20 protein-coding genes are annotated in these 21,345 nt (G+C 69.5%); 6 read left to right on the top strand and 14 right to left on the bottom strand.

All coding sequences use genetic code 11. From position 1 onward, the window contains the following. Positions 1 to 402: 402 nt before the first annotated feature. Entirely contained in the window at positions 403 to 1,500 is a 1,098-nt protein-coding gene (gene nadA / locus FFS10_RS17040) for a quinolinate synthase NadA (protein ID WP_137895671.1), read from the top strand. Positions 1,501 to 1,513: 13 nt separating this feature from the next. Then, a complete protein-coding gene (gene pabB / locus FFS10_RS17045; RefSeq protein WP_137895672.1) occupies positions 1,514 to 3,232 on the top strand; it encodes an aminodeoxychorismate synthase component I in 1,719 nt (572 codons plus the stop codon). Here the strand turns inward: pabB and FFS10_RS17050 are convergent, their stop codons facing one another. From FFS10_RS17050 to metG, 14 genes are all read right to left on the bottom strand, one after another. After that, positions 3,233 to 4,468 carry a cytochrome P450 gene (locus tag FFS10_RS17050; protein ID WP_137895673.1) on the bottom strand — a complete coding sequence of 412 codons (1,236 nt, stop codon included), beginning with the start codon at positions 4,466 to 4,468 and terminating at the stop codon, positions 3,233 to 3,235. Between the two features lie 175 nt (positions 4,469 to 4,643). Beyond that, on the bottom strand, positions 4,644 to 5,678 hold the full coding sequence (gene bioB / locus FFS10_RS17055) for a biotin synthase BioB (protein ID WP_137895674.1): 1,035 nt from the start codon (positions 5,676 to 5,678) through the stop codon (positions 4,644 to 4,646). 20 nt (positions 5,679 to 5,698) lie between these two features. Next, positions 5,699 to 6,418 carry a dethiobiotin synthase gene (gene bioD, locus FFS10_RS17060; RefSeq protein ID WP_137895675.1) on the bottom strand — a complete coding sequence of 240 codons (720 nt, stop codon included), beginning with the start codon at positions 6,416 to 6,418 and terminating at the stop codon, positions 5,699 to 5,701. Further along, entirely contained in the window at positions 6,415 to 7,632 is a 1,218-nt protein-coding gene (gene bioF, locus FFS10_RS17065) for an 8-amino-7-oxononanoate synthase (protein WP_137895676.1), read from the bottom strand. The genes bioD and bioF overlap by 4 nt, the downstream gene beginning before the upstream one ends. Then, a complete protein-coding gene (gene bioA / locus FFS10_RS17070; RefSeq protein ID WP_137895677.1) occupies positions 7,598 to 8,989 on the bottom strand; it encodes an adenosylmethionine--8-amino-7-oxononanoate transaminase in 1,392 nt (463 codons plus the stop codon). The genes bioF and bioA overlap by 35 nt, the downstream gene beginning before the upstream one ends. 326 nt (positions 8,990 to 9,315) lie before the next feature. Further along, positions 9,316 to 9,720: an aspartate 1-decarboxylase gene (gene panD / locus FFS10_RS17075; protein WP_137895678.1), complete on the bottom strand. Its 405-nt coding sequence runs from the start codon at positions 9,718 to 9,720 to the stop codon at positions 9,316 to 9,318. Between the two features lie 38 nt (positions 9,721 to 9,758). Then, positions 9,759 to 10,127 carry a 6-carboxytetrahydropterin synthase gene (locus FFS10_RS17080; RefSeq protein ID WP_137895679.1) on the bottom strand — a complete coding sequence of 123 codons (369 nt, stop codon included), beginning with the start codon at positions 10,125 to 10,127 and terminating at the stop codon, positions 9,759 to 9,761. Positions 10,128 to 10,139: 12 nt separating this feature from the next. Beyond that, a complete protein-coding gene (gene queE, locus FFS10_RS17085) occupies positions 10,140 to 10,778 on the bottom strand; it encodes a 7-carboxy-7-deazaguanine synthase (RefSeq protein WP_137895680.1) in 639 nt (212 codons plus the stop codon). Continuing rightward, entirely contained in the window at positions 10,778 to 12,463 is a 1,686-nt protein-coding gene (nadB, locus tag FFS10_RS17090; RefSeq protein WP_137895681.1) for an L-aspartate oxidase, read from the bottom strand. The genes queE and nadB overlap by 1 nt, the downstream gene beginning before the upstream one ends. 24 nt (positions 12,464 to 12,487) lie before the next feature. After that, positions 12,488 to 13,345, bottom strand: coding sequence for a segregation and condensation protein A (locus tag FFS10_RS17095; protein ID WP_137895682.1), 858 nt, complete (start codon positions 13,343 to 13,345; stop codon positions 12,488 to 12,490). Between the two features lie 45 nt (positions 13,346 to 13,390). Then, entirely contained in the window at positions 13,391 to 13,603 is a 213-nt protein-coding gene (locus FFS10_RS17100) for a DUF3460 family protein (RefSeq protein WP_137895683.1), read from the bottom strand. A gap of 56 nt (positions 13,604 to 13,659) precedes the next feature. After that, positions 13,660 to 15,396: a SulP family inorganic anion transporter gene (locus tag FFS10_RS17105; protein ID WP_137895684.1), complete on the bottom strand. Its 1,737-nt coding sequence runs from the start codon at positions 15,394 to 15,396 to the stop codon at positions 13,660 to 13,662. 52 nt (positions 15,397 to 15,448) lie between these two features. Then, positions 15,449 to 16,186, bottom strand: a complete 738-nt coding sequence (locus tag FFS10_RS17110; RefSeq protein WP_137895685.1) for a YoaK family protein — start codon at positions 16,184 to 16,186, stop codon at positions 15,449 to 15,451. Positions 16,187 to 16,208: 22 nt separating this feature from the next. Then, on the bottom strand, positions 16,209 to 18,275 hold the full coding sequence (gene metG, locus FFS10_RS17115; protein ID WP_137895686.1) for a methionine--tRNA ligase: 2,067 nt from the start codon (positions 18,273 to 18,275) through the stop codon (positions 16,209 to 16,211). A gap of 75 nt (positions 18,276 to 18,350) precedes the next feature. Between metG and apbC the strand changes: the two genes are divergently transcribed. The 4 genes from apbC (at position 18,351) to FFS10_RS17135 (ending at position 21,243) form a co-directional block, all read left to right on the top strand. Further along, positions 18,351 to 19,439 (top strand): iron-sulfur cluster carrier protein ApbC, encoded by a 1,089-nt coding sequence (gene apbC, locus FFS10_RS17120; protein WP_137895687.1) that lies wholly within the window; start codon positions 18,351 to 18,353, stop codon positions 19,437 to 19,439. 189 nt (positions 19,440 to 19,628) lie between these two features. Next, on the top strand, positions 19,629 to 19,940 hold the full coding sequence (locus tag FFS10_RS17125) for a type II toxin-antitoxin system RelE/ParE family toxin (protein ID WP_137895688.1): 312 nt from the start codon (positions 19,629 to 19,631) through the stop codon (positions 19,938 to 19,940). After that, positions 19,924 to 20,238, top strand: coding sequence for a helix-turn-helix domain-containing protein (locus FFS10_RS17130; protein ID WP_137895689.1), 315 nt, complete (start codon positions 19,924 to 19,926; stop codon positions 20,236 to 20,238). Before FFS10_RS17125 ends, FFS10_RS17130 begins: the two co-directional genes overlap by 17 nt. Positions 20,239 to 20,829: 591 nt before the next feature. Beyond that, positions 20,830 to 21,243 carry a hypothetical protein gene (locus tag FFS10_RS17135; RefSeq protein WP_137895690.1) on the top strand — a complete coding sequence of 138 codons (414 nt, stop codon included), beginning with the start codon at positions 20,830 to 20,832 and terminating at the stop codon, positions 21,241 to 21,243. The last annotated feature ends 102 nt before the right edge of the window (positions 21,244 to 21,345 follow it).

The raw sequence follows: 21,345 nt of genomic DNA on the forward strand, positions 1-21,345 counted from the left end.
GGTGGTCATGGCCGGGTCGCTGGGCGAGTGATTCGGAGTCCAGAGTCTAGTACACAGCTCCCTGGCTCCGGCCAAGCCTGGTCCGCGCGGCCTGTTTCGCCTATGAACCGCCGTCCGCTGAGGGCATGCCGGATTGACCGACAATACGGATGTCCCTACGCCTCGCAAGGCCGTGCGCCGCTGTTTCAGTGGCGCGATACTTGCATCGCAGGGCGATTCCATTTCCGGTCTTGCAGAAACGGGGATGGGCCGCATTTGCCTTCCAGGCCCGAGGCCTTGAGGGCCGTTGAGTATTCATGCGCTTTCAGGAGTTGTGATGAGTGCAGCGCAGCAGCGCTTCGAACCAAGCCATGCCCCTGCGCAGGGGCAGGTCGCGGGCCGCCGGGCCGGGGTGGGGGTGGCATGACCGCCGTGATCGACGTCGAGTACGAGCAGCCGGCCTGCAGCACGCGCCATGCCTGGGCCCGCGTGCCGGACGAGCCTGCGCCCGACGAGCGGGCGGCGCTCAAGGACAGGATCCGCCGCCTGCTCAAGGAGCGCAACGCGGTCATGGTCTCGCACTACTACGTGCATCCCGACCTGCAGGACCTGGCCGAGGAAACCGGCGGCCTGGTCAGCGATTCGCTGGAGATGGCGCGTTTCGGCCGTGACCACCCGGCCCAGACGCTCGTGGTCTCGGGCGTGCGCTTCATGGGCGAGACCGCCAAGATACTGTCGCCGGGAAAGCGGGTTCTGATGCCCGACCTCGACGCGACCTGCTCGCTCGACCTCGGCTGCCCGATCGACGAGTTCAGCGCCTTCTGCGACCAGCACCCGGACCGCACCGTGGTGGTCTACGCCAACACCAGCGCGGCCGTGAAGGCGCGCGCCGACTGGCTGGTCACCTCCAGCTGCGCGCTCGACATCGTGCGCGCGCTCAAGGAGCAGGGCCACAAGATCCTGTGGGCGCCCGACAAACACCTGGGCGACTACATCCAGCGCGAGACCGGCGCCGACATGGTGATGTGGCAGGGCTCCTGCATCGTGCACGACGAGTTCAAGGCCTTCGAGCTCGAGGCGCTGCTGAAGGAGCACCCGCGCGCCAAGGTGCTGGTGCACCCGGAGAGCCCGGCCGAGGTGGTCGCGCTGGCCGACGCCGTGGGCTCGACCTCGGCCATCCTCAAGGCCGCGCAAGAGTTCGACGCGCCCGAGTTCATCGTCGCCACCGACAGCGGCATGCTGCACAAGCTGCGCACGCTGAACCCCGGCAAGACCTTCATCGAGGCGCCGACGGCCGGCAACAGCGCCACCTGCAAGAGCTGCGCGCATTGCCCCTGGATGGCCATGAACAGCCTGGCCGGCGTGGCCCATGTGCTGGAGACCGGCGTCAACGCGGTCCATGTGGACCCGGCCCTGATCCCGCGCGCGCGCCTGCCGATAGACCGCATGCTGGCCTTCACGGCCGCGCTCAAGAGCGGCCAGGCGCCGGGCAGCCTGGTGCCCAGGATAGGCGCCGCCTGACGCCTGCGGCCGCGTGCAGACGCTGCTCGACTTCGCCGCCCCGGCTGTGGGCGACCTGTCCCTGCGCTGTGCCTTCGGCGCGCCGCGCCAGGAGCTGGTAGCCCGGTCCCTGGACCAGGTTCGCCCCGTACTGGAGGCCGTGCAGGCCCAGGCCCGCCAGGGGCGCTGGTGCGTGGGCTACCTGCGCTACGAGGCTGCCCCGGCCTTCGACCCGGCCCTGGCCGTGCACCCGGCCGACGGCCCGCTGGCCTGGTTCGGCGTGCACGACGCGCCCCAGCCCTGGCCCGAGGCCGAAGGCCAGGCCCAGGCGCAGTGGGACCAGGGCCTGTCGCGCAGCGCGTTCGACCAGGGCATGGCGGCCATCCACCGCGCCATCGCCGATGGCCAGCTCTACCAGCTCAACTACACGGCGCCGCTGCTTGGCAGGCTGCAGGGCAGCCCGCGCGCGCTGTTCCAGGCCCTGCGCCGCGCCCAGCCGGGCGGATATGCGGCCTTCATCGACAGCGGCGAGGAGCAGCTGCTCTCGGTCTCGCCCGAGCTGTTCTTCGACTGGGACGGCGCTCGCCTGCTGGCCCGCCCCATGAAGGGCACGGCCCCGCGCGGCGCTACGCCCGAGCAAGACGCGGCGCTGGCCGAGCGCCTGCGCAGCTCGGCCAAGGAACGGGCCGAGAACGTCATGATCGTGGACCTGCTGCGCAACGACCTGTCGCGCCTGGCGCTGCCGCACACGGTGCGCGTGCCCGAGCTGTTCCGTCTCGAGGCCCTGCCCAGCGTCTGGCAGATGACCTCGGACGTGGTGGCGCGCACGCGGCCCGGCACCACGCTGGCCGATGTCTTCGCGGCCCTGTTTCCCTGCGGCTCGGTCACCGGCGCGCCCAAGGTCCAGGCCATGCGCCTGATCCGCGAGCTCGAGCCCGAGCCGCGCGGCGTCTACTGCGGCGTGGTCGGCGTGGTGCGGCCCGGCGGCGCGGCCCGCTTCAACGTGGCGATACGCACCGTCACGGCGCGGGGCGGCCAGTTGCGCTGCGGCATAGGCAGCGGCATCACGGCCGACGCCACGGCCGAGGGCGAATGGCAGGAATGGCGCCACAAGCGCGCCTTCCTGGACCGCGCCAGCCAGCCCTTCGAGCTGCTCGAGACCCTGGCGCTGGAGGACGGCGTGCCGCGCGACGCGGCTGCGCACCTGGCGCGCATGGCCCGCGCGGCCGCGCATTTCGGCTACCCCTGGGATGAGGCGAGCCTGCGGCAGGCCCTGGACGCGCTGGCCCGGGCCCATCCCGAAGGCCTGTGGCGCCTGCGCCTGCTGCTCGATGCCCGGGGCGGGGTTCAGGCCCAGGCCTATGCGATGCAGGCCACGCTGCAGCCGGTGCGGCTCAAGCTGGCCGACCGGCCCCTGGAACAGGCCGACAGCGAGTTCGTGCGCTTCAAGACCACAAGGCGCGCGCATTACGAGGCCTTCGAGCCGACCATGCCCGGCTGGTTCGACACCCTGCTGTGGAACCCGCGCGGCGAGCTCACCGAATGCACGCGCGGCAACATCGCACTCAACATTGACGGCCGCTGGCTCACGCCGGCGCTGGAGGCTGGCCTGCTCGACGGCGTGGGCCGCCAGCGCTGGCTGCGCGAGGGCCGCGTCGCCGAGGCCTTGCTGCGCGTCGAGGACCTGGGGCGCGCCAGCGGCCTGGCCTTCTTCAACAGCCTGCGCGGCTGGCTGGCGGCGGAGCTCTGCTGATCAGGCGTGCCGCAGCGGCAGCGCCGCGAGGCCGCGGTAGGCCGGGTTGGCGCACCAGCGGGGCTCGGTGCTCGCGAGTTGCAGGTGAGGCCAGCGCGCCAGCAGGCGCCCGAACACCACCTCGGCCTCCAGCCGCGTGAGCGCCGCGCCCAGGCAGACATGGACGCCCGAGCCGAAGGACAGCGCGCCCGGGTCGGCCCGCGTGATGTCGAGTTCCTCGGGCCGCTCGTGGCGCGCCGGGTCGCGGTTGGCCGCGCCTATCAGCGCCAGCACCAGATCGCCGCGGCGCAGCCGCTGGCCGTGCAGCATCAGGTCGGTGGTGACGCGCCGGCCCGTGTACTGCACCGGGCTGTCGTAGCGCAGCAGCTCGCGCACCGCGCCCGGCACCAGGGACGAATCCTGCTGCAGCAGCGCCCATTGATCTGGGTGGCTCAAGAGCGCAAACAGGCCGTTGCCCAGCAGGTTGCGCGTGGTCTCGTGGCCGGCGAACAGCAGCATGGCGCATTGGGCCAGCAGCTCGGCCTCGCCCTGGATCTCGCCGCGCTCGCGCGCCTGCAGCAGACTGCTGAGCAGGCTGTCGTCCGGCGCCTCGCGCTTGGCCGAGATCTGGGCCTGGAAGTAGCGCGTCATCGCCAGCAGGCTGGCCTGGGCGCGGCGCGCCTGTTCATGCGTGGGCTCGGGCGCGCCTATGAAGGCCGCCAGATCGTCCGACCAGGCCATGACCTCGGCGCGGTCCGCGCCCGAGATGCCCAGGATGGTCGAGATCACGCGCACCGGCAGCGGGCGCGCCACCTGGGCGATGAAGTCGAATTCATCGGCATCGTCCAGTCCGTCGATCAACTCGTCGGCGATGCGCGCGATCTCGGGCTTGAGCCGCGCCAGCGCCTCGGGCCGGAAGGCCGGCTGCAGCAGGGCGCGCAGGCGCCCATGGTCGGGCGCGTCCAGGAACAGCAGGGCGCGCGCGAACAGCTGCTGAAAGCCCGCCAGCTCGCCGCGCTCGGCCGCCGCCTGGTTGACCCAGCCGCCGGTGCGCTGGGCCGAGAAGCGCGCATCGCGCAGCACGCCTTCCACGTCGGCATGGCGCGTGAGCAGCCAGGCGCCGCCGAAGAATTCCTCGCTCCAGTGGATGGGGCCGGCCTCGCGCAGCGCACGGTAGGCCGGGTAGGGGTCGGCCAGGAAGGCCGCGTCCACCAGGGGGCGCTCTGCGGCCGGCGGGCGGCTCAGGACTGCGTTCATGTATCAGCCCCCACGCTTGTCACTTCGTGTACTGCGCTGGGCTCGCGCAACGTCCGTGCGCGCAGCTGTACAGTGGAGCGAGCCCATGCCGGGCCTACGCTATGCACGTGCCGAGGCATGACGCTTCGGCCCGGCCCCGAGGGGGCCTTCGCGCCTTGGGACGGCCCGGCGGCGCTCATGCGGCCCGCTCGTCCTTGGCGGCCGGACGCTCGCCCTGGGCGCGCAGGCCCAGGCGGGCCATCAGGGCGCGGTCGCGCTCGGCCTGCGGGTTGCTGGTGGTGAGCAGCCGGTCGCCGTAGAAGATCGAGTTGGCGCCGGCGGCGAAGCACAGGGCCTGCAGGGCCTCGTCCATCTGCTCGCGCCCGGCCGACAGGCGCACCATGGTCGTCGGCATGGTGATGCGCGCCACGGCGATGGTGCGCACGAACTCGAAGGGGTCGAGCGGCGCCGTGCCTTCGAGCGGCGTGCCCGGCACGGCCACCAGGTTGTTGATCGGCACCGACTCGGGGTAGGGGTCCAGGTTGGCCAGCTGGGCGATCAGGCCGGCGCGCTCCAGGCGGCTCTCGCCCATGCCGACGATGCCGCCGCAGCAGACGTTGATGCCGGCCTGGCGCACGTTGGACAGGGTGTCCAGCCGGTCCTGGTAGGTTCGCGTGCTGATGATCTGGCCGTAGAACTCGGGCGCGCTGTCCAGGTTGTGGTTGTAGTAGTCCAGGCCCGCGTCCTTGAGGGCCTGGGCCTGCTCGGCTTCGAGCATGCCCAGGGTCATGCAGGTCTCCAGGCCCAGGGCGCGCACCTCGCGCACCATCTCGGTCACCTTCTCCATGTCGCGTTCCTTCGGGCTGCGCCAGGCCGCGCCCATGCAAAAGCGCGTCGCGCCCTGGTCCTGGGCGGCCTTGGCCGCCTGCAGCACCTCGTCCAGGGCCATCAGCTTGCTGGCCTCCACGCTGCCCTCGTGGTGGGCCGACTGCGGGCAATAGCCGCAGTCCTCGCTGCAACCGCCGGTCTTGATCGACAGCAGGGTGGACAGCTGCACCTCGTTGGGGTCGAAATGCGCGCGGTGCACCTGCTGGGCGCGGTGCAGCAGGTCCATGAAGGGCAGGGCGAACAGGGCCTCGACATCGGCGACGCTCCAGCGCGGGTCGGCCGCGGCGCTGGGCTGGGCGCGCGGGCGCAGGTTCGAGACGTCGATGGTGGAAACGGTGGTCATCTCAGGTCCTTCGTAAGTATTCAGGCAGTGAACACGGCACGCAGCGCCGCGTCGTCCAGGTGCGCGGCCACGGCGGCCGCGTCGGTGGAGGGCAGCCAGGGCACGAGGCCCAGGCAAGGGGCGCCATGCTGCTGCGCCAGACGCGTCCGCAGGTAGGCAATGTTCTCAGTCATCCAGGGCATGGCGGGGTCAATCGCGTTGCCGATCCAGCCAACAAGGCGCAGGCCGCGCGCGCGCACCGCCTCGGCCGTGAGCAAGGCGTGGTTGATGCAGCCCAGGCGCAGGCCCACCACCAGCATCACGGGCAGGCCGAGCTGCTGGGCCAGGTCGGCCGTGTCCCAGTCCGGGCCCAGCGGCACGCAAAAGCCGCCCACGCCCTCGACCACCAGCGCGTCGGCGCGCGCGGCCAGCGCGCGCGCGGCCTGCAGGATCACGTCGCGCTCTATGCTTCGGCCTTCGAGGTGGGCGGCGATATGCGGTGCACAGGCGGCCTCGAACTGGTAAGGGCCGACCTCGGCGTCGCTCAGAGGCAGGGAGCTGGCCAAGCGCAGGCGGCGCACGTCTTCGTTGACATGGATCCCTTCAATCAGTTCCGTGCCAGCTGCGACGGGCTTGAGGCCGGCGCTGCGCCAACCCTGCCGGGCCATCCAGTGCAGCAGGGCCGCGCTGACGCGGGTCTTGCCGACCTCGGTGTCGGTGCCGGTGACGAAGCAGGCGCGTGCCGGGGGCCAGTGGTTCATTCCTGCTCCTTGGCCGCCTGGGCCAGGCCGTCGACCAGGCGCTGCACGTCCTCGGCGCTGTGCGCGGCGCTCAGCGTGATGCGCAGCCTGGCCGTGCCGGCCGGCACGGTGGGCGGGCGGATCGCCGGCACCCACAGGCCCCGGCGATCGAGCGCCTCGGCCAGGGCCAGGGCCGTGGTGTTCTCGCCCACGATCAGCGGCTGGATAGCGGTGGCCGAGTCGGCCAGGCGCCAGCCCAGCGTGGGATGCTTGGCCATCAGCGCCGAAAGCAGTCCGCGCAACTGGGCGATGCGCTGCAGCAGCTGCTCGCGCCGGCGCGCGCCCTGGGCGCCGGCGATCAGGCGCAGGCTCTCGCGCAGCGCATGGGCCAGGGCCGGCGGCGTGGCCGTGGTGTAGATGTAGGGGCGCGCGGCCTGCACCAGCCAATCGACGATGGTCGGATGCGCGGCGACGAAGGCGCCGCCCAGGCCGGCCGCCTTGCCCAGCGTGCCCATGTAGATGATGCGCTCGCTGTGCAGGCCGAAATGCGCCAGGCTGCCCTGGCCCTGGGGCCCGAGCACGCCGAAGCCATGCGCGTCGTCGACGATCAGCCAGGCGTCGTGCTGCTCGGCCAGGGCCAGCAGGGCCGGCAGGTCGGCCAGGTCGCCGTCCATGCTGAACACCGCGTCGGTCACGATCAGCTTGATCGGCGTGGTGCAGGCGGCGAGTTGGCGCGCCAGCACCGTGAGCTGGCCATGCGCGTAGCGCTGCCCGGCCGCCTTGGCCAGCTGCGCGCCGTCGATCAGCGAGGCGTGGTTGAGCTTGTCGGCGAAGATGGTGGCGCTGGCGTCGCCCAGGGCCGTGAGCAGGGCCAGGTTGGCCATGTAGCCGGTGCAGAAAGTCAGCGCCTTGGCGCCGGGGATCCAGGGCGCCAGCCAGGCGGCCAGGTCTTCCTCCAGCGCTGCATGGGCGCGCGAATGGCCGCTGATCAGGTGCGAGGCGCCGCTGCCCGCGCCCCAGCGCCGCGCGCCTTCGGCCAGGGCCTCGGCCAGGGCCGGGTGGTTGGCCAGGCCCAGGTAGTCGTTGCTGCAGAAAGCCAGCAGCTCGCGCGCGGGCTGGCCGTCCTCACTCACGCGCTGCTGCGGCGCGCAGGGCGTCTCGGCCGTGCGGCGCCGGCGGCGCAGGCCCTGGGCCTCGCGCTCAAGCAGTTGCCGGTTCAGGTGCGCGATCAGCATCGTCGGTGTTCTCGGAAAGGGTGGCGTCCAGCGTGGCGCGCAGCTGCTCGGCCAGCCAGGCCGACAGGGCCGGGTCCAGCACATAGGGCGGCAGCAGGTAGACCGTGCGGCCGATCGGGCGTATCAGCAGCTCGCGCGCGCGCCCGGCCAGGTGGAAGCGCTCGGCAAAGCGCGCGCCGGCCAAGGGCTCGCGCACGTCGAAGGCCCAGATCATGCCGCGCTGGCGGAAATGCTCGATGCGCGGGTCGGCCGCCAGCGGCGCCAGCGCGGCCGTCAGCTGGGCGGCCTGCTCGCGGTTGGTCTCGAGCACGTGGTCCTGGTCGAAGCGGTCCAGCACCGCCAGCGCGGCGCGGCAGGCCAGGGCGTTGCCGGTGTAGGAATGCGAGTGCAGGAAGCCGCGCGCCACCTCGTCGTCGAGGAAGGCTTCGTAGATCGCGTTGCGCGAGAGCACCAGCGACAGCGGCAGGTAGCCGCCGCTGATGCCCTTGGACAGGCACAGCAGGTCGGGCCAGATCGGCGTTTGGTCCGGCAGGGCCGCCTGCTCGAAGGCGAAGAAGGTCCCGGTGCGGCCGCAGCCCACGGCGATCTCGTCGGCGATCAGGTGCACCTGGTAGCGGTCGCAGAGTTCGCGCGCGGCGCGCAGGTAGGCAGGGTCGTGCATGGCCATGCCGGACGCGCCCTGCACCAGGGGCTCGAGGATCAGGGCCGCGATGCGCTCGTGCTGCTCCGCCAGCAGGGCCTCGAGCTCGGCCGCGGCGCGCTGCGCGACATCGGCCGCCGATTCGCCCGGCAGGGCCTGGCGCGCGTCGGGCGACATGACCTGGTGGGCGCGCATCAAGAGCGGGTCGTAGGCGTCGCGGAACACCTGCACGTCGGTCACGGCCAGCGCGCCCAGGGTTTCGCCGTGGTAGCCCTGGCGCAGGCAGACGAAGTCCTGCTTGGCCGGGCGGCCCAGGTTGCGCCAGTGGTGGAAGCTCATCTTGAGCGCGATCTCGACCGCCGAGGCGCCGTCGCTGGCGAAGAAGCAGTGGTCCAGCACGCCGGCTGTGCGCGCCGAGAGGCGCTCGGCCAGCTGCACGGCCGGCTCGTGGGTGCAGCCGGCCAGCATCACATGCGGCAGGGTGTCGAGCTGGTCCTTGATCGCCGCGTTGATGCGCGCGTCGGCATGGCCGAACAGGTTGACCCACCAGGAGCTGATGGCGTCGAAATAGCGCCGGCCCTGCTCGTCGTACAGCCAGGGCCCCTGGCCGCGCACGATGGGCAGCGGCGGCAGCTGCCAAGCGCGCTGCATCTGGGTGCAGGGGTGCCAGACATGGCTCAGGCTGCGCTGTTGCAGATCGGAAAGGGCTGGTGGCATGGCGGGCGAAGGTGGACGGATGGCGCGGGATCGTTTCCGAAATCGGCGCGGGCGGTGGTGACCCAAGGGCGCGCCCAGCATGCGGGGCGCATGGCTGGACGAGGCCACTGGCCTCCGCACGCGGCGGAGGAGGGGAGATTTTAGGGCTTGCTCGGGCGGCTGGGTCTTGGGGGCTGCTGGTGGAGGGGTATGTTAATTAATAATTATGGATAAAGCAAGGGCGCCGCCGCTCAGGGCACCGACCGGCCTGCCCCGCAGGGGCTCGTCGCCGGTTTTCCGTGCGCCCGGCGAGCCCCTGCGGGGCAGGCCGGCGCGGACGGTGCTGCTCAGCACTCTTCGGTGCCGTGGTCCTCGATGTGCTGCACCGGCACGCGGCTGCGCAGGTCGACCCGCTGGTTCTGCTCGTTCACGAACACCAGCTTGGGCTGGTGGGTGGCCACCTGGTCCTCGTGCACCTGGGCGAAGGCCGCGATGATGACCAGGTCGCCCAGGGACGCGCGGCGCGCCGCCGAGCCGTTGAGCGAAATCATGCCGGAGCCGCGCTCGCCGCGGATGGCGTAGGTGATGAAGCGCTCGCCGTTGTTGATGTTCCAGATGTGGACCTGCTCGTTCTCGGCGATGCCGGAGGCCTCCAGCAGGTTCTCGTCGATGGCGCAGGAGCCCTCGTAGTGCAGCTCGCAGTGCGTCACGGCGGCGCGGTGGATCTTGGACTTGAGCAGGGTGCGGAACATGGTGTCTCCTGGGAATCAAAAAAACGGAGGGGCCGGCCTCAGGGCGTGAGGTCCAGCGTGCAGGCGTCGCCCACGCCATCGCGCCAGACGCGCACCCGCGTCAGGCGCGGGCGCAGGTCGGACAGGGCGTTGGCAATGAACAGGCAGAGGTTCTCCAGCGTGGCCGGGCCTAGCCCGGCCACCTCGTCGAGCAGGCGGTGATCCAGGCGCTCTCGCACCGTCTCGAGGCGCTGGCGCAGCAGTCCCAGGTCGATCACCATGCCGGTGGCCGGGTCGCGCGCGCCGGCCAGCGAGACCTCGGCGTGGTAGGTGTGGCCATGAATGCGGCGGCTGCCCTCGGCCTCGATTTCGCGTTGGAGCGTGTGGGCCGCGTCGAAGTAGAAGCGTTGGCTGATGGTGAACTGCATGAGGTCTAGGTTTTAGCGTATGCCGCTGATCTTGTGGGTCTGCAGGCTCAGCCGCCAGGCCGGGTCTTGCAGGCAGGCGGCGATGCAGGTGGCGATGTTGGCGGCCTGGTCGGGGCCGTCCATGGGCTGCAGGAAGCGGTGGGCGAACTCGCCGGTACGGGCCATGGCCTGCAGGTCCAGGCCGGGCTGGGGCCAGACCAGCTTGAGCTCCTGGCCCTGGCGCTGCACCCAGGGCGCGCCGGCCTTGGGGCTGACGCACAGCCAGTCGATGCCGGGCGGCGCGGTCAGCGTGCCGTTGCTCTCGACGGCGATGCGAAAGCCGCGCGCATGCAGGGCGGCTATCAGCGGCGCGTCGAGCTGCAGCAGGGGCTCGCCGCCGGTCAGCACCACCAGGCGGTGGGCGCGATCGCCGGCCGGCCACTGGGCCTCGATGCGGTCGGCCAGGGCCTGGGCGTCGGGGTATTTGCCGCCCAGCGTGCCGTCGGTGCCGACGAAGTCGGTGTCGCAGAAGCGGCAGACGGCCTCGGCGCGGTCTTCTTCGCGGCCGCTCCAGAGGTTGCAGCCGGCGAAGCGGCAGAACACGGCCGGCATGCCGGCCTGCGCGCCCTCGCCCTGCAGGGTGTAGAAGATTTCCTTGACGCTGTAGGTCATCACGCCCCCACGCTCGGCACTGGCGTGTCCTCGCTGCCCCCAAGCGCAGGCATGCCCTGCGCGTTGCTCGGGACCGGGGCCTTCGCGCCTTGGGGCGGCCCGGCGGCGCTCAAGGGCTTGAGGACTGTGTCGACGGCCTGCGGCAGCAGCACGGGGTAGTCGCGGCTGAAATGCAGGCCGCGGCTTTCGTGGCGGGCCTGGGCCGAGCGCACGATGAGGTCGGCCACCTGCACCAGGTTGCGCAGCTCGAGCAGGTCGCGCGTGACCTGGAAATGGGCGTAGAACTCCTGGATCTCGGCGCGCAGCAGGGCGATGCGGTGCGCCGCGCGCTCCAGGCGCTTGTTGGTGCGGACTATGCCCACGTAGTCCCACATGAAGCGGCGTAGCTCGTCCCAGTTGTGCGAGATCACCACGGCCTCGTCGGCGTCGGTGACGCGGCTGTCGTCCCAGGCCGGCAGCTGGGGCGGTGCGGGGCGCGGCGTGGCTGCGATGTGCTGCGCCGCCGCGCGCGCGAACACCATGCACTCGACCAGCGAGTTGCTGGCCAGGCGGTTGGCGCCGTGCAGGCCGGTGCAGGTGGTCTCGCCCACCGCGTAGAGGCCGTCCAGGTCGGTGCGGCCCGCCAGGTCGGTCACCACGCCGCCGCAGGTGTAGTGGGCGGCCGGCACCACGGGGATGGGCTGGCGCGTGATGTCTATGCCCAGTTCCAGGCAGCGCGCGCGGATGTTGGGGAAATGGGCCAGGATGAACTCGGCCGGCTGGTGCGAGATGTCCAGGTAGACGCAGTCCAGGCCATGCTTCTTCATCTCGAAGTCGATCGCGCGCGCCACCACGTCGCGCGGCGCGAGCTCGGCGCGCGCGTCGTGCTGCGGCATGAAGCGCGTGCCGTCGGGCAATTTCAGCTGCCCGCCCTCGCCGCGCACCGCCTCGGAGATCAGGAAGGACTTGGCCTGCGGGTGGTACAGGCAGGTCGGGTGGAACTGGATGAACTCCATGTTGGCCACGCGGCAGCCCGCGCGCCAGGCCGCCGCGATGCCGTCGCCGGTGGCGGTGTCGGGGTTGGTGGTGTAGAGGTAGACCTTGCCCGCGCCACCCGTGGCCAGCAGGGTGTGGGGGGCGCGGAAGCTGACCACCTTGCCGCTGGCCTGGTCGAGTGCGTACAGGCCCAGGCAGCGGTCCTGCGCCTGGCCCAGCTTGCGGGCGGTGATCAGGTCGACCAGGGTGTGCTCTTCGAACAGCGCGATGCCCGGCGTGCGGCGCACCTGCTCCACCAGGGTCCGCTGCACGGCGGCGCCGGTGGCGTCGGTCACGTGCACGATGCGGCGCGCGCTGTGGCCGCCCTCGCGCGTGAGGTGCAGCTCGCCGTCCTCGCGCGAGAACGGCACGCCCAGCTGCTGCAGCCAGGCGATGCTCTCGGGCGCGTGCTCGACCACGAAGCGCGTGGCGTCGGCGTCGCACAGGCCGGCGCCGGCGACCAGGGTGTCCTCCACATGGGCCTGGAAGCTGTCGCCCTCGGCCAGCACGGCGGCGATGCCGCCCTGGGCCCAGGCGCTGGAGCCGTCGCCTAAAGCGCGCTTGGTGATCACGGCGACGCGGTGCGTGGCCGCCAGGTGCAGGGCGGCGCTGAGGCCGGCCAGGCCGCTGCCGACAATCAGGACATCGAAGTTATGGGTGGTCTCGGCCATGGCAAGGCGTCACGGGAAGGGGTTTCAGGCCGGCGTGAACGCCAGCCGCACGTAGATCGGGGCAAAGGCCTCGGCCTGGGTGATCTCGATCAGGGTTTCCTTGGCCAGCTCGAGCAGGGCGATGAAGGTCACGACCAGCACCGGCACGCCCTTGGCGGGGTCGAACAGGTTCTCGAACTCGACGAAGCGGCGGCCCTGCAGGGCCCTGAGCACCATGCTCATGTGCTCGCGCACGCTGAGCTCCTCGCGGCTGATCTTGTGGTGCTGGACCAGCTTGGCGCGGCGCAGGATGTCGGCCCAGGCCTGCTGCAGGTCGGTGAGCTGCACGTCGGGAAAGCGCGGCTGCAGGCTCTGCTCTATGTAGACCTGGGCCTTGAGGAAGTCGCGGCCGAAATGCGGCAGCTCGTTCAGGCGCATCGAGGCCAGCTTCATCTGCTCGTACTCGATCAGGCGGCGCACCAGCTCGGCGCGCGGGTCCTCGGGCTCCTGGCCCTCGGCCGTCTTCTTGGGCGGCAGCAGCATGCGCGACTTGATCTCGATCAGCATGGCCGCCATCAGCAGGTACTCGGCGGCCAGCTCCAGGTTGCGGCTGCGGATTTCCTCGACATAGCTCAGGTACTGGCGCGTGACGCCGGCCATGGGGATGTCGAGGATGTTGAAGTTCTGCTTGCGGATCAGGTAGAGCAGCAGGTCCAGCGGGCCCTCGAAGGCCTCCAGGAACACCTCCAGCGCGTCGGGCGGGATGTACAGGTCCTGGGGCAGGGCGAACAGCGGCTCGCCGTACAGCCGCGCCACGGCCACATGGTCGACCACCTCGGGCATGGCGGACAGCGCGGCCTCGGGCTCGCGCGCCAGTTCGGGGGTGTCGGTCGGCAGGCTCATGGCGAGCGGGCGGATGCCGGGCGGGCCAGGGGGCCGGGCCGGGCGTCAGCCCTTGGTCTGGTAGACGTAGGCCTGCTGCGGCACGCGCCCGGCCTGGTATTCGGCCTGGGCCTCGCGGTCCACGGCCTTGTCCCACAGCAGGGCGCGCCCGGCGCGCTGCTCGGCCTCGAGCTCGGGTTTGCGGGCCTTGAGCTCATCGATGAACTGCGTGGCCTCGGAGGTGTAGTGCGGGCGATTGAAGAAGTTGGCGATGGACATAGGCGGGACAGCAGGGGGCCTTGCGGCAAGTCTCCGGCGCGGAGAAACCCTTAATTTTACCGGGTGGCGGCCTCGGCGGTCGGAATTGACCCCACGGCAGGGCCGCCGGCCGCTTCGGACGGGGGCGCCTCGCCCAGCGCGGCGGCCAGTCCGCGCGCCAGGTCGGGCTCGACCTGGCCCTCCAGCAGGGCCAGCAGCCCGCAGCGCCGCGCCATGTCCAGCGGCTGGTGCATCAGGCCGCAGACCACCAGGCGCACGCCCCGCTTGCGGCAGTGCTGGGCCAGGCTCATCAGCGTGTCGGCGCCCGAGGTGTCGACGTAGATCACGTTCTTGAGGTCCAGCACCAGGGCCCGGGCGGGCAGGCGGTCCTCGATGTCCTCGACCAGCTTGACGGCGCCGAAGAACAGCGCGCCGTAGAGGCGCCAGCCCTGCACCTGCGCCTCGTGCCCTGCCAGGGCCGGCTGGTCGGTCGCGCTCACGGCCTCGGCCCGCGACAGGCTGGAGATGCGGTAGATGAAAGTCAGGCAGGCCGCCACCAGGCCCACCTCGACCGCCACCGTGAGGTCGAACACCACCGTGAGCGCGAACACCGCCAGCAGCGTGACGCGGTAGGGCAGGCGGTACTGGCGCAGGTGCACGAAGGCCTGCCACTCGCCCATGTTCCAGGCCACGAAGACCAGGATGGCGGCCAGCGTCGCCAGCGGCACGTGATAAGCCAGCGGCGCCGCCACCAGCACCACCACCAGCAGGGTCAGCGCGTGCACCACGCCGGCCACCGGGCTGGTGGCGCCGCTCTTGATGTTGGTCACGGTGCGCGCGATGGTGCCGGTGGCCGGCATGCCGCCGAAGAAGGGCGTGACGAAGTTGGCCACGCCCTGGGCCATCAGCTCCTGGTTGGGGTTGTGGCGGTCGCCTATCATGCCGTCGGCCACGCGCGCGCACAGCAGCGACTCGATGGCGCCCAGCAGGGCCAGGGTCAGCGTGGGCGTGAGCAGGAAGCGCGCGCTCTCCCAACTGAAGGCCGGCAGGGCGAAGGCCGGCAGCGCCGCCGGGATGCCGCCGAAGCGGCTGCCTATGGTGTCCACCGGCAGCTCGAGCAGGCGCACCGCCGCCGTGGCCAGCACCAGGGCCACGATGGCGCCGGGCACGCGCGTGAGCGAGCCGCTGAACTGCATGGCGGGGGCCAGGCGCGGCATGGCCTTCTGCCAGGCGACGATGGTCGCCAGCGAGGCCAGGGCCACGCCCAGCGCCGCCGGGTTGACCGTGTGCAGCGAGTTGCCCAGCGTGGACAGCATGGCGAAGAAGCTGGCCGGCATGGTCGCCACCTGCAGGCCCAGGAAGTCCTTGAGCTGCGACAGCCCGACCAGCACCGCGATGCCGTTGGTGAAGCCGATCACCACCGCGATCGGGATGAAGCGCACCAGGGTGCCCAGCCGGAACAGGCCCATCAGGAACAGCAGCACGCCCGACATGGCGGTGGCGATGATCAGGTTGGCCAGGCCGTAGCGCGCGACGATGCCGTAGACGATGACGATGAAGGCGCCGGCCGGCCCGCCGATCTGCACCCGGCTGCCGCCCAGGGCCGAGATCAGGAAGCCGGCGATGATGGCGGTGAAGATGCCGGCCTCGGGCTTGAGCCCCGAGGCGATGGCAAACGCCATGGCCAGCGGCAGCGCGACCACGCCCACCGTGAGGCCGGCCCCCAGGTCCCCGGCGAAGCGCGACCTGTCGTAATGGCGCAGGGCGTCGAGCAGGTGGGGGCGGAAACGGGCGAGCGGGGCGGTGTCGGACATGCCCGCGACTGTTGCAGGGATCATGCCCGCAGGCAAGCCCCCGCCAGCCGGCCTACCAGCCCGCGCGCCGCAGGTCGTCGAGCAGGGGGCGCAGGGTCAGCAGGCTCAGCATCAGCGCCAGTGGCACCGTGCTCGCGTAGCCCACGGACTTGAAGCCCAGCGCGCCGGCCACGCCGCCGGCGAAGAAGCAGCCGATCAGCAGGCCCTGGATGCGCAGGCGGTCGCGGTTGGCCAGCACCGGTGCGCGGCCGGGGTGGCGGTTGACGTAGAACAGCTTGCCCAGCTCTATGCCCAGGTCGGTCACCAGGCCCGTGACATGGGTGGTGCGGATCTCGGCCTTGGATATCTTGGTGATGACCGCGTTCTGCAGCCCCATGATGAAGCACAGCAGCACCACGGTCAGCGGCACGAACAGCGGGGCGAACAGGTTGATGGCCGCGCCGAACAGGCCGAACACCAGCAGCGCCGCCGACTCGGCCAGCAGCGGCAGGCCGTAGGCGCTGCGCAGCTGGCGGCGCAGGCCCCAGTTGACCATCACGGCCGTGGTCATGGCGCCCAGCAGGAAGGCCGCCAGCGAGGCCAGGCCGGCCAGGGCCAGCGCCAGATGGCCCAGCACCAGGTGGTCGGCCACCGAGGACAGCATGCCGGTCATGTGCGAGGTGTACTGGCCCACGGCCAGGAAGCCGCCGGCGTTGGCCGCGCCGGCCACGAAGGCCAGTACCGCGCCCAGCCGCACGTTGGCCCGCGTGCTGCGGTCCACGTCGGTCCAGCCGCGGATCAAGGCGAACATGCCGGGCGTGATGTTCAGGGGCTCAGCGCACCCGCATGCCGGGCTGGGCGCCGGGCCAGGGCTCGAGCACGTAGAGGCCGGGGTTGGCCTTCTCGTCGCCGTGGCTGGCGGCCAGCACCATGCCTTCGCTGACACCGAACTTCATCTTGCGCGGCGCCAGGTTGGCCACCATCACCGTCAGCTTGCCCACCAGGTCCGCCGGCTGGTAGGCGCTGGCGATGCCGCTGAACACGTTGCGCGTGCGCCCCTCGCCCATGTCCAGGGTCAGGCGCAGCAGCTTGGTCGATCCCTCGACCGGTTCGCAGTTGACGATCTGGGCGATGCGCAGGTCCACCTTGGCGAAGTCGTCTATGGAGATGGTCTCGGCCAGTTCCTCGCCGCCCGGCGGGGCCTGCTCGGGCTCGGCCGCGGCCGGCGGCTCGAACAGCGCGTCCAGCAGCTTGGCGTCCACGCGCTGCATCAGGTGCTGGTAGGCGCCGATCGCATGGCCCTTGCCCAGGGCCTGCTCGCCGTCGGCGAAGGCGAGCGGGCCCACCTTGAGGAAGGCCTCGACCTGCGCCGCCAGGGCCGGCAGCACCGGCTTGAGCAGGATGCTGAGCAGGCGGAAGGCCTCGATGCAGGTGCTGCAGACGTCGTGCAGGCGCGTGTCCATGCCGGCCTGCTTGGCCAGCTCCCAGGGCTTGTTCTGGTCCACGTACTCGTTCACGCGGTCGGCCAGCAGCATGGTCTCGCGCAGCGCCTTGCCGTACTCGCGCTCGGCGTAGAGCTCGGCGATCGCGGGGAAGGCCTGGCGCAGGTGCTCCAGCAGGGCGTCGCCGTCGGCCGAGATCTCGCCCAGCTGGCCGCCGAAGCGCTTGGCGATGAAGCCGGCGGCGCGCGAGGCGATGTTGATGTACTTTCCCACCAGGTCGCTGTTGACGCGGGCGACGAAGTCCTCGGGGTTGAAGTCCACGTCCTCCACCCGGCTGTTGAGCTTGGCCGCGATGTAGTAGCGCAGCCACTCGGGGTTCATGCCCAGGGCCAGGTACTTCAGCGGGTCTATGCCGGTGCCGCGGCTCTTGCTCATCTTCTCGCCGCTGACGGTGATGAAGCCGTGCACGAACACGTTGGTCGGCGTCTTGCGGCCGCTGAAGTGCAGCATGGCCGGCCAGAACAGGGTGTGGAAGTAGGTGATGTCCTTGCCGATGAAGTGGTACTGCTCGACCTGCGGGTCGGCCATGAAGGCCTCGTAGTCCTTGCCTATCCTGCCGAAGTAGTTCTTCAGCGAGGCCAGGTAGCCGACCGGCGCGTCCAGCCAGACATAGAAGAATTTGCCCGGCGCGTCGGGGATTTCGATGCCGAAGTAGGGCGCGTCGCGCGAGATGTCCCAGTCCGACAGTCCCTGTCCCTGGCCGTCCTCGTCCTTCGTGAACCACTCGCGGATCTTGTTGGCCACTTCCGGCTGGAGCTTGCCGTCCTGCGTCCACTGCTGCAGGAAGGCCACGCAGCGCGGGTCGGACAGCTGGAAGAAGAAGTGCTCGGAGGTCTTGCGCACCGGCGTCGCGCCCGACAGGGCCGAGTAGGGGTTCTTGAGCTCGGTCGGCGCGTAGACCGCGCCGCAGACCTCGCAGCTGTCGCCGTACTGGTCCTTGGCGCCGCATTTGGGGCATTCGCCCTTGATGAAGCGGTCGGGCAGGAACATGGACTTCTCGGGGTCGAAGAACTGCTCTATGGTGCGCGTGGTGATCAGGCCCGCGGCCTTGAGGTCGCGGTAGATCTGCTGGGCCAGCTCGTGGTTCTCGGGGCTGTCGGTCGAGCTCCAGTTGTCGAAGGCGACGTGGAAGCCGTCCAGGTAGGGCTTGCGGCCGGCCGAGATCTCGCCCACGAACTGCTGCGGCGTCTTGCCGGCCTTCTCGGCCGCGATCATGATGGGCGCGCCGTGCGCGTCGTCGGCGCCCACGAAATGCACCTGATGCCCCTGCATGCGCTGGAACCGCACCCAGATGTCGGCCTGGATGTATTCCATGATGTGGCCGATGTGGAAGTTGCCGTTGGCGTACGGCAGGGCCGTGGTGACGAAAAGCTGGCGCGGGGCGGGCGTGGCGGACATGATGGGCTTTTTCTGGGGGAATCCGCGATTTTAAGAGTTGTCGCTACACTGCGCGGCAGGACAGAAAGTAGCACCATGCCCACCCCCGAACAACTCACCCAGGCGCTGGCCGCCGTCATCGACCCCAACACCGGCAAGGATTTCGTCTCCACCAAGGCGCTCAGGAACCTCCTGGTCCAGGGCGGCGACGTCTCCTTCGACGTCGAGCTCGGCTACCCGGCCAAGAGCCAGATCCCGGCGCTGCGCCAGGCCCTGATCGCTGCCGCCCGGGCCGTGCCCGGCGTGGCCAACGTCTCGGCCAACGTCACCAGCAAGATCATCGCCCACGCGGCCCAGCGCGGCGTGGCCCTGCTGCCCCAGGTCAAGAACATCGTCGCCGTGGCCTCGGGCAAGGGCGGCGTGGGCAAGAGCACCACGGCCGTCAACCTGGCCCTGGCCCTGGCCGCCGAGGGCGCCCAGGTCGGCCTGCTCGACGCCGACATCTACGGCCCCAGCCAGCCCATGATGATGGGCATCGCCGGCCGCCCCGAGAGCACCGACGGCCAGACCATGGAGCCGCTGGAGAACTACGGCGTGCAGGTCATGTCGATCGGCTTCCTGGTGGACGCGGACCAGGCCATGATCTGGCGTGGCCCCATGGCCACCCAGGCGCTGGAGCAGCTGCTGCGCCAGACCAACTGGAAGGACCTCGACTACCTGATCGTCGACCTGCCGCCCGGCACCGGCGACATCCAGCTCTCCCTGAGCCAGCGCGTGCCCATGACCGGCGCCGTGATCGTCACCACGCCGCAGGACATCGCGCTGATCGACGCCAAGAAGGGCATCAAGATGTTCGAGAAGGTGGGCGTGCCCATCCTCGGCATCGTTGAGAACATGGCCGTGCATGTCTGCTCCAACTGCGGCCATGTGGAGCACATCTTCGGCCAGGGCGGCGGCCAGAAGATGGCGGCCGAGTACGGCATGGACTACCTGGGTGCGCTGCCGCTGACCATGCAGATCCGCGAGCAGGCCGACGCTGGCCGGCCCACCGTGGTGGCCGACCCGGACGGCGAGGTGGCCGGCATCTACAAGGCCGTGGCGCGCCAGGTGGCGATCAAGATCGCGGCCAAGGCCAAGGACTTCTCGTCCAAGTTCCCTTCGATCAAGATTTCGAAGGACACCTGAGGGCGCGCACCCCGCGCCGCGGCAGGCGGTGCCCGGCGGGGGCTCATGCTGTGGCGGTCGGCGCTTGGCGCCGACTCCGCCGCGCTGAACGGCCTGGGGCCGGCGCGGCATAACTTGGACAATCCAAGTTATGCCTCATGCGCGGGTGTGCGCTAGACATCTATGCGCCTTAGGCGTATAGTGGCGAAAATGCTCACGGTTGTCGAGACTCTCTTGTTTCAGAAGCAATGGCCATACTACTGGACCGAGGAAGAGCGAGGTGAGTTCGCGGCGTACATTGCCGAGAGTCCCGACGCCGGAGACGTTGTGCCTGAGTCTGGCGGCATTCGAAAGGTCCGTTGGCGTCGGGCTGGTTCTGGCAAGTCCGGTGGTGTTCGCGTTATTTACTTCACACGCATAGCCGAGGAGGAAGTCGTGCTTCTCACTCTGTACGCGAAGTCGAAAACGGACAACATCACGGGCGCAAAGCTTAAGGAGATTCGCCGTGTCCTCGAAAGTTAAACCCCTCACGGATACGCAGCTGCGCGCGTACGAGGCCAAGCGTGACCTGGCTGCCGAATTGCTCGAGTCTGTGCGGCAGATGAAGGCGGGAAAGACGCAAGTCGTTTCTTCTCCCGCAGTGGAAGCGCGGGAACGTACGGGCTTGTCGCAGTCTCAGTTTGCTGCACTGCTGGGCGTGTCAGTTCGCACCCTCCAAGGCTGGGAGCAAGGCCGCAAACAGCCTAGTGGCGCAGCACGCACGCTGCTCACAATTGCGCGCACGAACCCGAAGGCCTTGTTGGCTGTGGCTGGAAAGTGATCGAATGCGCCGGCATATCAGGTCATGCCAGCGGACCGCCTACGGCGCCCGCTGAATTCCGTTAGGGCGCACCAATGGTCGCAGTGACATCGCTTGCGGACATAGCTGGGCAGCTTACGGAGGGGTCTACCAACGCAGGCAAGATCTCCGTAGGCTGTGTGTGCTTGCCATCTGGGACGGTGAAGAGCGTTCGGTCCGCCATTCCAACGTCCTTTCCGAAATGGCGAGACGCTGATGACCATGATGTTGGCTGGATGGTCGGCTTGATGCTGAAGGAGTCGCTCTCGGTTTGTGCGGCCTCATTTGACAAGACTACTGACAGTTGGCGGATGTTCTGGGAGGACGCGCGAGACGTACACGCGAGAACCGCGTCGCTCGGTGCCGGATCGATCTCTTTCCTTAAGGAGGCGCTGATTAATTCGGCTCGACATCCTTTGGCCTCAATGAAATCAATGAGTTATGAAGGATAAGGTGCTTAAAAAGTGAATTAATCAGCGCTTCCTTAAGGCGGCGACCTTAATCAAATTCCTTCTCTTCAGCCAAGCTGCTACTTTTGCACTGGGGCACTCCATAGGCGTTGGAACAATGCCCATGATTCGGGATCGCCTTGGACGGCTCAATGTTTCGGAAAGCGTGATCCTCGATAACGAGATTCATGGCGAAGACAACCGCGAAGCATTTGCGGCGATTTGGCAGGCAATGAACGAGCACCAACCCAAACTGAACTCGTTGGGTGTCGTACGCCAAGTCAAGACAGTTGCTCTGGCCACAGAGGCTCAGGAGCCCTTGTTGCTGCTACCGGACTATGTCGCCGGAATTCTTCAAGCGGCAAACAGCACGGCAGACACTCTCGCCAAGAGTCGAGTCTCAGCTTTGGCGGCGAAACGCGCTTATGAGCGACTCAAGCGCGCGTCAAAATTCGGCGAATTCTCCGGATTCATGCCGACGTCCTACTTTGAGATTTTTCCCAACTTCAAACAGTACGCGAGGCACCGTGCGCCCTAACGCTCGAACCGACTCGCGTCGGCAAGCCTCTGCTCGCGGCTCAGCTTTAACGTCTAGGGAAGCGCTGATTAATTCACTTTTTAAGCACCTTATCCTTCATAA

The sequence above is a fragment of the Ramlibacter sp. 2FC genome (assembly GCF_005503345.1).
Taxonomy (GTDB): domain Bacteria; phylum Pseudomonadota; class Gammaproteobacteria; order Burkholderiales; family Burkholderiaceae_C; genus SCMQ01.

Bases quoted from the DNA above. Each gene is read 5' to 3' on its own strand.
- nadA (WP_137895671.1), top strand. From the start codon at position 403: ATGACCGCCGTGATCGACGTCGAGTACGAGCAGCCGGCCTGCAGCACG.
- FFS10_RS17050 (WP_137895673.1), bottom strand. From the start codon at position 4,468: ATGAACGCAGTCCTGAGCCGCCCGCCGGCCGCAGAGCGCCCCCTGGTG.
- bioB (WP_137895674.1), bottom strand. From the start codon at position 5,678: ATGACCACCGTTTCCACCATCGACGTCTCGAACCTGCGCCCGCGCGCC.
- bioD (WP_137895675.1), bottom strand. From the start codon at position 6,418: ATGAACCACTGGCCCCCGGCACGCGCCTGCTTCGTCACCGGCACCGAC.
- bioF (WP_137895676.1), bottom strand. From the start codon at position 7,632: ATGCTGATCGCGCACCTGAACCGGCAACTGCTTGAGCGCGAGGCCCAG.
- bioA (WP_137895677.1), bottom strand. From the start codon at position 8,989: ATGCCACCAGCCCTTTCCGATCTGCAACAGCGCAGCCTGAGCCATGTC.
- panD (WP_137895678.1), bottom strand. From the start codon at position 9,720: ATGTTCCGCACCCTGCTCAAGTCCAAGATCCACCGCGCCGCCGTGACG.
- FFS10_RS17080 (WP_137895679.1), bottom strand. From the start codon at position 10,127: ATGCAGTTCACCATCAGCCAACGCTTCTACTTCGACGCGGCCCACACG.
- queE (WP_137895680.1), bottom strand. From the start codon at position 10,778: ATGACCTACAGCGTCAAGGAAATCTTCTACACCCTGCAGGGCGAGGGC.
- nadB (WP_137895681.1), bottom strand. From the start codon at position 12,463: ATGGCCGAGACCACCCATAACTTCGATGTCCTGATTGTCGGCAGCGGC.
- FFS10_RS17095 (WP_137895682.1), bottom strand. From the start codon at position 13,345: ATGAGCCTGCCGACCGACACCCCCGAACTGGCGCGCGAGCCCGAGGCC.
- FFS10_RS17100 (WP_137895683.1), bottom strand. From the start codon at position 13,603: ATGTCCATCGCCAACTTCTTCAATCGCCCGCACTACACCTCCGAGGCC.
- FFS10_RS17105 (WP_137895684.1), bottom strand. From the start codon at position 15,396: ATGTCCGACACCGCCCCGCTCGCCCGTTTCCGCCCCCACCTGCTCGAC.
- FFS10_RS17110 (WP_137895685.1), bottom strand. From the start codon at position 16,186: ATGTTCGCCTTGATCCGCGGCTGGACCGACGTGGACCGCAGCACGCGG.
- metG (WP_137895686.1), bottom strand. From the start codon at position 18,275: ATGTCCGCCACGCCCGCCCCGCGCCAGCTTTTCGTCACCACGGCCCTG.
- apbC (WP_137895687.1), top strand. From the start codon at position 18,351: ATGCCCACCCCCGAACAACTCACCCAGGCGCTGGCCGCCGTCATCGAC.
- FFS10_RS17125 (WP_137895688.1), top strand. From the start codon at position 19,629: ATGCTCACGGTTGTCGAGACTCTCTTGTTTCAGAAGCAATGGCCATAC.
- FFS10_RS17135 (WP_137895690.1), top strand. From the start codon at position 20,830: ATGATTCGGGATCGCCTTGGACGGCTCAATGTTTCGGAAAGCGTGATC.